General features: G+C 69.6%; 9 protein-coding genes, 1 tRNA gene and 1 pseudogene. 4 read left to right on the top strand and 7 right to left on the bottom strand.

Annotation, left to right across the window (positions count from 1 at the left end; genetic code table 11):
- Positions 1-192 precede the first annotated feature (192 nt).
- The 3 genes and pseudogenes from ABD207_RS28640 to ABD207_RS28630 form a co-directional block, all read right to left on the bottom strand.
- Positions 193-1,077 (bottom strand): DUF2637 domain-containing protein, encoded by an 885-nt coding sequence (locus ABD207_RS28640; protein WP_242782229.1) that lies wholly within the window; start codon positions 1,075-1,077, stop codon positions 193-195.
- Positions 1,078-1,269: 192 nt separating this feature from the next.
- Positions 1,270-2,530 (bottom strand): annotated as a pseudogene (locus ABD207_RS28635) (DUF3631 domain-containing protein).
- A gap of 138 nt (positions 2,531-2,668) precedes the next feature.
- Positions 2,669-2,911, bottom strand: a complete 243-nt coding sequence (locus ABD207_RS28630) for a helix-turn-helix transcriptional regulator (RefSeq protein ID WP_179167084.1) — start codon at positions 2,909-2,911, stop codon at positions 2,669-2,671.
- Positions 2,912-3,379: 468 nt separating this feature from the next.
- Here ABD207_RS28630 and ABD207_RS28625 point away from each other — a divergent pair, with 468 nt between their 5' ends.
- Both ABD207_RS28625 and ABD207_RS28620 read left to right on the top strand, forming a co-directional pair.
- Positions 3,380-3,661 (top strand): helix-turn-helix domain-containing protein, encoded by a 282-nt coding sequence (locus tag ABD207_RS28625; RefSeq protein WP_242782239.1) that lies wholly within the window; start codon positions 3,380-3,382, stop codon positions 3,659-3,661.
- 54 nt (positions 3,662-3,715) lie between these two features.
- The gene (locus ABD207_RS28620; RefSeq protein WP_344016111.1) at positions 3,716-4,900 is read left to right on the top strand and encodes a tyrosine-type recombinase/integrase; all 1,185 of its coding nucleotides are present in this window, start codon (positions 3,716-3,718) and stop codon (positions 4,898-4,900) included.
- Positions 4,901-4,990: 90 nt separating this feature from the next.
- Here the strand turns inward: ABD207_RS28620 and ABD207_RS28615 are convergent, their stop codons facing one another.
- From ABD207_RS28615 to ABD207_RS28605, 3 genes are all read right to left on the bottom strand, one after another.
- Complete coding sequence (locus ABD207_RS28615) at positions 4,991-5,338, bottom strand: hypothetical protein (RefSeq protein ID WP_085571756.1); 348 nt, start codon at positions 5,336-5,338, stop codon at positions 4,991-4,993.
- Positions 5,339-5,450: 112 nt separating this feature from the next.
- Positions 5,451-5,523, bottom strand: a tRNA-Arg gene (locus tag ABD207_RS28610).
- A 135-nt stretch (positions 5,524-5,658) separates the two neighbouring features.
- Positions 5,659-7,095, bottom strand: coding sequence for a M6 family metalloprotease domain-containing protein (locus tag ABD207_RS28605; RefSeq protein WP_344016110.1), 1,437 nt, complete (start codon positions 7,093-7,095; stop codon positions 5,659-5,661).
- Positions 7,096-7,481: 386 nt separating this feature from the next.
- Between ABD207_RS28605 and ABD207_RS28600 the strand changes: the two genes are divergently transcribed.
- Together ABD207_RS28600 and ABD207_RS28595 are read left to right on the top strand one after the other, a co-directional pair.
- Positions 7,482-8,150, top strand: a complete 669-nt coding sequence (locus ABD207_RS28600; RefSeq protein WP_344016109.1) for a TetR/AcrR family transcriptional regulator — start codon at positions 7,482-7,484, stop codon at positions 8,148-8,150.
- Positions 8,151-8,406: 256 nt separating this feature from the next.
- Complete coding sequence (locus ABD207_RS28595) at positions 8,407-9,960, top strand: MFS transporter (protein WP_344016108.1); 1,554 nt, start codon at positions 8,407-8,409, stop codon at positions 9,958-9,960.
- Positions 9,961-10,087: 127 nt separating this feature from the next.
- Here the strand turns inward: ABD207_RS28595 and ABD207_RS28590 are convergent, their stop codons facing one another.
- On the bottom strand, positions 10,088-10,603 hold the full coding sequence (locus ABD207_RS28590; RefSeq protein WP_344016107.1) for a MarR family winged helix-turn-helix transcriptional regulator: 516 nt from the start codon (positions 10,601-10,603) through the stop codon (positions 10,088-10,090).
- Positions 10,604-10,610: the final 7 nt, after the last annotated feature.

Below are 10,610 nucleotides of genomic sequence, written 5' to 3'. Positions count from 1 at the left end.
TCCCGACACCTACGCACACCAGCCCACCCGACGTGCAGTTTTCACGATGCACACCGCCCATAGAGCGGTTCTCCATGTGGTGTTGCGGTGCGACGGTGACGCGATTCGACGGCTGGCTCGTCCCCGTACTGGTCAGCGCGGGGACGAGCGAGAGAAGTCGAGTTCGCAGGGTGGTGGGTGCTGCTGGGAGCCTCAGAGGGCGTTGGCGGGTTCCTTGTCGGGCTCGGCCCGCCACTGGCTGGCGGCCTGGTCGAGTTCGGCCTGCACCCGGTCCTTGATCCGGGTCAGGCGGTCCTTGCCGATGCGGTAGCCGGCGTCTCGTATCGCCGCCTCGATGTTGCGGCGTGACGCGCGGCCTCCGCGTCCCAGCGGTGCCGTGCGGGCGAGGGCGAGGAGTTCGTCGAAGGTGACGTCGCGTTCGTGGCCCTCTGCCGTGGCGAGCGGTTTCCGAGCCTGCGGCACATTGGCGGCGTCCCGCACCACGTCGCGGGGGCGACCGGCCACATCGGGCATCTCTGCTTGCTCTGGCAGACCGGCGTTGCCCTCGGATGACGGAGTCGGCTCGGCGTAGTCGGTGTGGTTGTGGCCGTAGCCAGGGGCGTTGTGGCTCTTTGTGGTGGCGACCTCTTGAACGTGGCGTGTGGGGTGGCGGCGGATGACCAGGTCAAGGTGGACGGCTCCGGCCAGTGCCAGCGGGGCGATGGCTGACAGGGCGCCGACGGTGACGTCGTCCAGGTGGAGCCCGGTGGTGTGAGCCTGCTGGTTGAGGCGGACGGCATGCAGGGCGTTGGCCCAGATGCTGGTGATCGTGGCGATGCCGACGAGTGCCCAGACGTACAGCCGGGAGCGCCAGGGTGCGGTGCGCAGGATGAGCAGGGCGGCGACGCCGATGGCGATGAAACCGTCGATCACCAGGGGGAAGGCGTACGTGAGGATTCCGCGGACGTGGATGGCGACGGCCATCTGCCGCAGAGCGTCGTAGGAGAGGGCGAAGCCGATCGTGCCGACCAGGGCGACCCCGAGGCGGATCGCTGCGGTCAGTACTGGCGAGGGAGCTTGGGCGGTGCGTGAAGGCAAGCGGGGTACTCCAGGCGGGGAGCGGGTGCCATGGGCACCGAGTGAGGCTGGTGGGAGGGGGTGCGCACTCGTCGCACTCGTCGCGTGCCTGGTCACAGCAGGTACGGAAGGTTGGCGTGATACGAGTGGACTCGTCACGGCGACGACACTCGTCGCGGGGCTGACCTGCGACGCGACGAGTGCGACGAGTCTTTACGAGTGCAGGCCCGGGCCGGGGGCGGTGCTCTCGTCGCCGCTGTCGGGCGTCGGCTCCTCGGGGCAGTAGCGGGCCCAGGCGTCGGCGAAGCGGAGGCGGGCGAAGCCCTTGGCCTGCCGGCCGCCTTCAAAGCGGTGAGTGGCGGCCTTGATATCGAAGTCCTTGAGGAGGATGCCCAGGTGGCGTGGGCTCAGGCCGGCGGTGCCGTACTCGGCCCACGGCGCCTCCTGGTCCTTGAGGAGTTCGTCCAGCAGGTCCCGGGTGCGCATGATGTCGGGATCACCGCAGCGTGCGAAGGCGCGCCGGATGTCCTGCAGCAGGCGGGTCTTCAGGTTCGACTCGTCGTCCTTGCCTGCCTCGGCCGCGCACATGGACGCACACGCGGCGCGGGCCTCCTCGGGCCAGGTGCCGCCCGCCAGTTCCGCGACGATTACGAGCGGTTCCCAGGTGTCTGCCGCCCGGTCCTGCACCGGCATCGGCGGTACCAAGTCCGCTGCGGGTGTCCATCAGGGGGCGCAGCCAGGCGGTCAGCCGGTCGCGCAGGCCGTGCAGGGTCGGGATGTCGCGGCGGGAGCGGAACTGCTCGACCCGCTCACCATCCTTGCGGCGCTGCATGCGGATCACCACCGCCCGGTCCATGACCGTGTCCGGTAGATCCCCGATGCCGGCGAGCGCTGCCATGGCGAAGGTGGGGAACGCCTGAGGCTTGTGCTCGGGCCCGGAGATGCGCAGGGCGGGCCGGTTGCGCTGGTGGCCGGCATTGAGCAGGCCGCGCAGCTCCTCGTTCTTCTCGGCGGCCTTGATGCTGCCGAAGATGGTGTCGGCCTCGTCCACCAGCAGGGTGGGCGGGTCATCGCCGATGGCGCGGAAGACGACCGCCGGGCTGGTGTTGACCGTGATCAGCGGCTCGCGCACGGTCTCCGTGATCACATCCAGCAGGCGGGACTTGCCGCACCGTTTCGCCGGTCCGACCACCGCGAGACGAGGCGCGTGCTGGAGGGCGGGCTGGATGTGCGTGGCCGCGACCCACAGTGTGACGGCGGTCAGCGCCTCGCTGCTGGGCAGGATCACGTACCGGGCGATGGCTTCCCGCAGCTCGTCCAGCAAGGCGGCGCCCTCTGGAGCCTGGGGCGGCTTCTCGTCCTCGGCGGGCGAGGGTTCGGGTATTGCGGGAGCTGCCTGGCCGGGGACGGCGACGGGCGGCCAGGTGGGCGTCGGGGATGCGGTAGGGGTGGTGGAGGACGTAGGTTCGTCCACAGGCGTTCCTCCCTGGTGGGCCGGACGGGCAAGGCCCGGCCCACCGGATCGGTCAATTCAGGGGCGATGGGGCAGGGACTGTGCGGCTCTCGGCGGTGGCTCGCCGAGAGCCGTTTCGCTGTCCCTGAAAGGGCGGCGTCAGACCACGAGGTCGTACGTGGCCTGGGCGTTCAGCCAGGCGTCCACCTCGTGCCAGCGGTAGCGCAGGTGGCGGCCGACCTTGTGCACGTTGGGGCCGACGCCCCGGTACTTCCACTGGTAGAGGGTCTTCACCGGCACCCCGAGGTAGGTGGCGACCTCCGCAGGGGTGGCCAGCGGGCCGCGCTGGGCAGCTGCGGTGGCGACAGGGACGTTGGTACCGCGGGGAGAGGTCTTCGGCACAGGGCTCCTTTTCGGTGTTGAACAACGGGCCTGCACAACACAGCCACACCGCCCAGGGAAAAGTCCAGAGTTAGTTCTGAAACTCTGTACTAGTTCTCTCGGCGTGGCCGGGGGAGACCAAACAGTAAGGGTGGATCCCCGGTTGCCGAAATCGCTCCCGCAGAGCCTGGAATTTTTCTGTGGCGCAACGGCTGGCAGAGGGGTCGGAATCCGATACCTCCGCAGCTCAGAGATAGCGCCCAGCAGTCATCAGTGGCGCGGTCAGCCTACCGGACACTATGGCTGATAGTCGCTCAAATCGCCCATCTCCGTGACGCGGAGGGAAGATAGCACGGCCTCTCCGCTGAAAAGGCTCGTGATGTACCGGAATTCGGCGAGACGAACACCACTTCGCCCCCGGGCGACTTTTATAGAGTTTAAGAACCAACTCTTGCCATGACGGCCGGATGCAAGTTACAGCTACCTGTCATGGCAACCCGACCTGTCGAAATAGGCCCCGCCGGCCTCCACACCGCCCGCGCCATCGAGCACCTACGCCTCGTGCGCAGCCTGACCCAGCACCAGCTCGCCGCCCGCTGCACCGCGCTGGGCCGCCCGATGTCCAACACCGCCCTCAGCCGAATCGAACGCGCCCACCGACGCTGCGATGTCGACGACCTCGTCGCCATCGCCACCGCGCTCGGTGTTCCTCCCATGGCCCTGCTCCTGCCGCTCCCGTCGGTGTCCAGTAATGACCGGAGGGGGTGCTAGTTGGCGCGGGTCTGGATTGAGGACCGCATCGGGCACGGGACGTACGTACGGGCCGTGGCGGAAGCCAAGCGGGCGGGCCGTACGCCGCCGGGGCGGTACCGCGTGCGCTGGTACGACCCCGATGGCAAGCCGAAGATGAAGACCTTCGCCCGCAAGGTCGACGCCGAGGCGGAGCGGACAAGGATGGAGTCCCGTCTCAACGACGGCTCCTACCGCGATCCCGCAGCCGCACGCGTGAAATTCGCAGAGGTGGCGGAGTCCTGGCTGGCCGCGCAGATCCATCTCAAGCGTTCGACCCGGGGCCGCTATCGCGGCGTTCTCGACGTCCACGTGATCCCCAGGTGGGGCACCACACCGTTGGACCGCATCCACTTCGAGGACATCGCCGAGTGGCTCGCGGACCTGCTGTCCGGCGAGGCGGCAGGCGGCAGGAAGCTCAGCCCTCGGTCGGTCCGCAAGGCGTACGTCGTCCTCAGCCGCGTTGTCGGCTACGCGGTCAAGGCTCGTCGTCTGGCGGTCAACCCGGCTGTCGGCGTGCCCTTGCCGAAGGCGGCGCCGGCCGACCACGTGTACCTCGATGACATGCAGGTCGACGCGCTGGCCAACGCGTCGGGCGCCTACCGGGTGTTCATCCTGCTGCTGGCCTACACCGGCCTGCGGTGGGGCGAGGCGTCCGCGCTGAAGGTGGGTCGCGTGGACCTGGACGCCTGCCGAGCGCACATCGTCGAGGCGTACGCCGAGGACAACGGCAAGCTCTACCTCGACACCCCCAAGAACCACGAGCGCCGGTCGGTACCGATCCCGCGGTTCCTGGCAGAGGAGTTGAAGCCCCACCTCCAGGGCCGGGGAGATGAGGAGTTGCTCTTCACCGCCCCTCAGGGAGGCCCGCTGCGTGCCCGTAACTTCCGTCAGCGGTTCTTCGCGCCGGCGGTCGTGAAGGCCGGGCTGGGGCACCTCAAGGTCACCCCGCACAAGCTGCGTCACACGGCGGCCTCGCTCGCCATCGCCAGCGGCGCGGACGTCAACGTCGTACAGACGATGCTGGGCCACAAGTCCGCGACCCTGACGTTGGACACGTACGGCCACCTCTTCCCGGACCGTCTGGACGAGGTGTCGAAGAAGATGCACAAGCGCCGCGCCAAGCAGTTGGCCAAGGCGAAGGCCAAGCTGGAGAAGGCGGAGAGGAAGGCTCGCGAGGCCGCCGAGACGGTGGCAGCCCTGGAGGAAGACGCCGCGTGATGTGTGCCTAATCCGTGCGGGGGAGCCGTAGTCGAAGGGGCCGCCCCACCACGCTTTTGCGGTGGGGCGGCCCCTCGCCGCTCCCTCGGATCAGATGCCGCGCGGTCGGCGGCCTTCCTGCCAGGCCCCGTCAATCGCTGCAGCGGCCGTGTCTCCAGCCAGCTGCTCGATCTCCTCGGGAACCTCCCGCTCGTCGAGCACAAAGAGCCGGCCACCGACGAGCTGGGTGGTCGCCTTCCAGCCGAGACGACGCCCCGCCTCCCGAGCGGCACGCCGGACGTCCTTGAGCTCGCCCATCTCCGCGAGATCGTCGCTGCTCAGGATCAGATGCCCGTAGTAGCCCTGGTACTCGGGCTTGAGCGCGGCCCGCATCAGCGACTCAAGGCGGTCGATCAACTTCTCGTGCCGGCGCCGGGCCAGATCATCCTTGACGGGCATCCTGCCAGCTCCCCACCGTCCGCGCGCATGGCATGTGTGCCATATGTGTGCTGCAAGCGCAGGAGCCCTCCCGTCCGCTGGACGGAAGGGCTCCTGACCTGGTGCTTTGCTGTGCCCCCGGCAGGATTCGAACCTGCGACACCCGCTTTAGGAGAGCGGTGCTCTATCCCCTGAGCTACGAAGGCAGGGCCTGGTGGTGGCCTGTGGTCGTGGAGGACCACAGGCGTCAGGGTACCGGATCGGGCGCGGTGGGGGCTGGGGGTTATGGCAGCAAGATCGGGAGAGGGTGGCCTCGGGGGCAGGGGTGATGGGCGGGCGCGTCAGTCGTCCAGGGCTTCGTCTCGGGATACCCGTATGCGGTAGTGGTCGCCGGGGCGGGGGGCCTGGGGGGCGTGGGCCGCCGGGCGGTTGTCGTTGCCGTGGTCTGCTGCCGGTGCTGCCGGTGCTGCCGGTGCTGCCGGTGCTGCCGGTTCCACGTTCGCTTCCGCGGCCGTGTCCGGCTCGGCCACGACGGTCACTCGTATGCCCGCCTTGCGGTCGATGAAGGTCTGGCCCTTGCGGAAGGGGGCGTCGGAGAGTTCGGCGTGGACGTTGGGGCTGCGGGTGCAGCCGCCGCTTTCGCGGCGGGCGTCGTAGACCCTGATGGGGCCCATGCCGGTGTCGACGTTGGCGTCGACCTTGTAGATGAGGACGCCGGGGCGGCAGACGGCCTCGTCGTTGCCGGCCCGGGTGCGGATCTCGACGGCGTAGCCGGTGCGGTCGTCGAGGGGGATGAAGACGAGCTTGGGGCCGCCGCGGTGGGCCAGCGGGGTGAGGGTGTAGTCGCGGGTGCCCGCCTCGGCCGCGCAGTGGACCTGGGACGCGTCCAGCCAGCCCAGCTTCCACTTGTGCCAGGCGAGGTAGTCGTTGTTGGCGCCCCAGTCCTCGCTCATGATGTCCCAGTGGCCGACCGCGCCGCCGCCCTCGGCGGTGTAGAGGTCGGGCAGGCCGAAGACGTGGCCGTTCTCGTGCGGCAGCACGCGGTACCCGGTCTGTCCGTAGGTGCCGGAGCCGTCGTCCTGGCGGGAGTAGACGAAGGAGGCGTTGGCGACGGGGACGCCGTCGGCGGTGGGGGCCTGGTTGTTGCCGGCGAAGGTGACGGACAGCACCGTGTCGAGGGCGGAGGGGCCGGCGTTCGGCGTCACCAGCACGTTCAGCACGTCGTACTCCTGGAAGTCCACCTCGGGGTCGGCCACCTCCACGATGTCGCGCACCAGGTCGCGGTAGCCGGGGTCGAAGGGGGCTCCCCGCTCTATCCCGTAGGCGCGGAACGACTTGGGCATGCGCAGCCAGTCGGGGATCGGGATCTCGGGACGGTAGTCGAGCCGGCCGTAGGAGCTGGTGCGGAACCACTCCTGGGTCTTCGGGAAGAACTCCCGGTAGCGGTCGAGGGCGTCGCCCTCGCCGGGCGCGTCCGAGAAGTCGATCATCAGCGTGAGGGCGCGGACCGTGCCGGTGGAGCGGGCGTAGCCGGACGGGGTCGGGATGCCCTCGGACATCTGGACCTCGCGGGAGCTGCTGATCAGGCAGGGGGCGTGGGCGGTGCTGCGGGACAGCATGTTCGGGGCGGCTCCGGAACCGGCGCCGGCGGCCGAAGTGGCGGGGGAGAGACGGCCGTTGCCGGCTGAGGTGCTGACGGCGAGGGTGAGGGCGGTCATGCAGGCCAGGGCGACGACGCGGCGCGGGGATATGGCGCGTCTGCTCGGCTGCGGCTGCACGAGGACCCTCCGCTCCACACGGCAGCCGCCGGTCTCCGGCTGCACCCTCTCGATCACCCTGCGTCGCCGGATGCGCGCTCGCTCGCTGGGCGGGCCGATCGTGGGGTTCCGTGCCGCCGGGGCTTGTGATTCAGGTCACAAGGAGATTTTTCGGCAGGAGGGAAATAACCGGGGAGCCCTTCCCCGTTTAGAGCTGTGTCCGCGCGAAACGGGGACCAGCTCCCCGGTTCGTCGCAGAGAAGCACAGAGAAGCACACGGACGCAGCAACCGCGGAAGCGGAAGCAGCAACCGCGGAAGCAGCAACCGCGGAAGCAGTGACCGCGGAGCAGCGACAAGACAACAAGAGCAGCAGCTCGTACTGAAGCAACGACCACAGGAGCGCACCGTGCAGACCGCCACCCCAGTACCGCGCAAGGCGCCCCGGCCGCGTGCCGACGCCCTGCGCAACCGGGAGCGGATCGTCACCGCCGCCCGTGAGATGTTCGTCGCGCACGGGCCCGACGTCCCGCTCGACGAGATCGCGCGCCGGGCCGGCGTCGGCAACGCCACGGTGTACCGCAACTTCCCCGATCGCGACGCGCTCGTCCGCGAGGTCGTCTGTTCCGTGATGGAACGCACGGCCCGGGCGGCCGAGGAGGCGCTCGCCGAGACGGGGGACGCGTTCGAGGCCCTGGAGCGCTTCGCACACGCCGCCGCCGACGAGCGGATCAGCGCGCTGTGCCCGATGGTCTCCAGCACCTTCGACCAGCACCACCCCGACCTGGAGGAGTCGCGGGAGCGGGTCGAGAGCCTGGTCGCACGGCTGATGGACCGCGCGAAGGCGGCCGGCCGGCTCCGGGAGGACGTGGAGTTCGGCGACCTGCTGGTCGGCGTCTCGCAGCTCAGCCGGCCCCCGGCCGGTACCGGATGCGAGAGCCTCGAACGCTTCAACCGGTTCGTCCACCGGCATGTGCAGCTGCTCCTGGACGGCATGCGGGCCCCGGCCCCGTCCGTCCTGCCGGGAACCGCCGTCACGATGGAGGACCTGCGCCAGGGCCGAGGAGCGAGCGGATGAGCCGTCCAGGAGACGACTCACGGGTCAGTCCGAAGCCGATCTGACCACAGCGCCCACCCAGACACCGACAGCCACAGCCACCACACAGTCACAGCCACCACACAGTCACAGCCACCACACAGTCACAAACACCGCACAGTCACAAACACCACACAGCCTCAGGCACGGGCACAGCCGACGGGCCTTTACCGCAGTACGCGCTTTTTCTTCACCAGTCCCGAAATTTCCGTCACGAAGTTCCGAAGTGGGTACCCCCATGTCTTCTTCAGCCTCGAAGATCCCGGACAGCGCCCGGCGTGCCGTCCGAGCCGTCGATCCCAACCGCTGGAAAGCGCTGGTCTTCATCGCGCTCGCCCAGCTGATGGTGGTCCTGGACGCCACCATCGTGAACATCGCCCTGCCCTCCGCCCAGCAGGACCTGGGCATCTCGGACGGCAACCGCCAGTGGGTGGTGACCGCCTATGCGCTCGCCTTCGGCGGTCTGCTGCTCTTCGGCGGCCGTATCGCCGACCTGTGGGGCCGCAAGCGCACCTTCGTCACCGGTCTGGCCGGCTTCGCCGCCGCCTCCGCGATGGGCGGCGCGGCCACCAATGAGGCGATGATGTTCGGCTCCCGCGCGCTGCAGGGTGTGTTCGGCGCGCTGCTGGCGCCGGCCGCGCTGTCGCTGCTGGCGGTGATGTTCACCGACGGCAAGGAGCGCGCCAAGGCGTTCGGCATCTACGGTGCGATCGCCGGCGGCGGTGGTGCCGTCGGTCTGATCCTCGGCGGTTTCCTCACCGAGTACCTGGACTGGCGCTGGACGTTCTTCGTCAACATCCCGTTCGCCGTGGTCGCCGCGGCCGGGGCGTACTTCGTCATCCGTGAGCCCAAGGGCGGCCGCAACCGCTCGCCGCTCGACATACCCGGCGTGATCCTGTCCACCCTGGGTCTGGTCGCGCTGGTCTACGGCTTCACCCGGGCCGAGTCCGACGGCTGGGGCGACTCGGTGACGGTCGCCATGTTCGTGGCCTCCGCCGTGCTGCTGCTGGCGTTCGTGGTCGTCGAGTCGCGGGTCAAGGCGCCGCTGCTGCCGCTGCGCGTGATCACCGAGCGCAATCGCGGCGGGGTCTACCTGTCACTCGGCCTGGCGATCATCGCGATGTTCGGGCTGTTCCTCTTCCTCACCTACTACCTGCAGGTCGTGAAGGGATACTCGCCGGTCAGGACGGGCTTCGCCTTCCTGCCGATGATCGCGGGCATGATCACGGGATCCACCCAGATCGGCACCCGGCTGATGACCCGGGTCGCGCCGCGGCTGCTGATGGGGCCCGGCTTCCTGGTCGCCGCGCTGGGCATGCTGCTGCTGACCCAGCTGGAGATCGGCTCTTCGTACGCGGCCCTGCTGCTGCCGGCGATGCTGCTGCTCGGTCTCGGCATGGGTACGGCATTCATGCCGGCCATGTCGCTGGCCACCCTCGGCGTCGAGCCGCGGGACGCCGGTGTCGCCTCCGCGATGGTCAACACCTCGCAGCAGGTGGGCGGCGCGATCGGTACGGCCCTGCTGAACACCATCGCCGCCTCGGCCACCACGGCCTACGTCGCCGACCACATCGGCGGTGCCGCCAGCCGGTCCCAGCAGCAGCTGGTCCAGCTGCAGGGCATGGTGCACGGCTACACCAGCGCCATCTGGTTCGCCGTCGGCATCCTGGTCCTGGCCGCCGCGATCGCGCTGACCTTCGTCAACGCGGGCCGGCCGGGCACCACCGCGGTCGCCGGTTCGGCCGAGGCCGCCGAGGAGGACGAGGTGGCGGTGCCGGTGGTCGCCCACTGAGCCACCCGCCCCCTCGGGGGAACCCCTTCGGGCCTCACGGACGGCCTCACGGACGACCCGGGCCCCGCGTACCGGCGAGGAGGGGACGCCTCGTCCGGTACGCCTCCCGCGGACCTGCCCCGGCCGCTCAGCGCAGCCAGGGCAGGTCCGCACCCGCTTCCTTGGGCTGGAGTCCCTCGGCGATGATCCGCATGATCTCGCCGAGGGACTTCTGCTGTTCGGGGCTGAGCCGGTCGAAGACCGCCTGGCGGACGGCTTCCACATGGCCGGGCGCGGTCCGGCGCAGCACCTCGTAGCCCTCATCCGTGAGCACCGCGAACTGGCCCCGCTTGTCGGAGGGGCAGTCCTCGCGGCGCACCCAGCCGTTCTTCTCCAGGCGGGCCACGGCGTGCGAGAGGCGCGAGCGGGTGATCTTCGCGTGCATGGCCAGTTCCGTCATCCGCATCCGCCGCCGGGGGGACTCGGCCAGCTGGACCAGCAGGCCGTAGTAGATGTGCGGCATGCCGGCGTCTTGCTGGAGCTGGCGGTCCAGGTGGTCCTCCAGGAGGGTCGTGGCCTCGATGTACGAGCGCCACACGCCCTGCTCCTGGTCTGTGAGCCAGCGGGGTTCCCCGGAGGGTTCGGATGCGGGTGCCGTGTTCATGCATCCA

The organism is Streptomyces thermospinosisporus (assembly GCF_039526425.1).
Classification (GTDB): domain Bacteria; phylum Actinomycetota; class Actinomycetes; order Streptomycetales; family Streptomycetaceae; genus Streptomyces; species Streptomyces thermocarboxydovorans.
This window is presented reverse-complemented; position numbering and strand designations above follow the sequence as displayed.

Excerpts from the sequence above, each read along its gene's own strand:
- ABD207_RS28625 (WP_242782239.1), top strand. The coding sequence starts at position 3,380 with ATGGCAACCCGACCTGTCGAAATAGGCCCCGCCGGCCTCCACACCGCC.
- ABD207_RS28615 (WP_085571756.1), bottom strand. The coding sequence starts at position 5,338 with ATGCCCGTCAAGGATGATCTGGCCCGGCGCCGGCACGAGAAGTTGATC.
- ABD207_RS28595 (WP_344016108.1), top strand. The coding sequence starts at position 8,407 with ATGTCTTCTTCAGCCTCGAAGATCCCGGACAGCGCCCGGCGTGCCGTC.
- ABD207_RS28590 (WP_344016107.1), bottom strand. The coding sequence starts at position 10,603 with ATGAACACGGCACCCGCATCCGAACCCTCCGGGGAACCCCGCTGGCTC.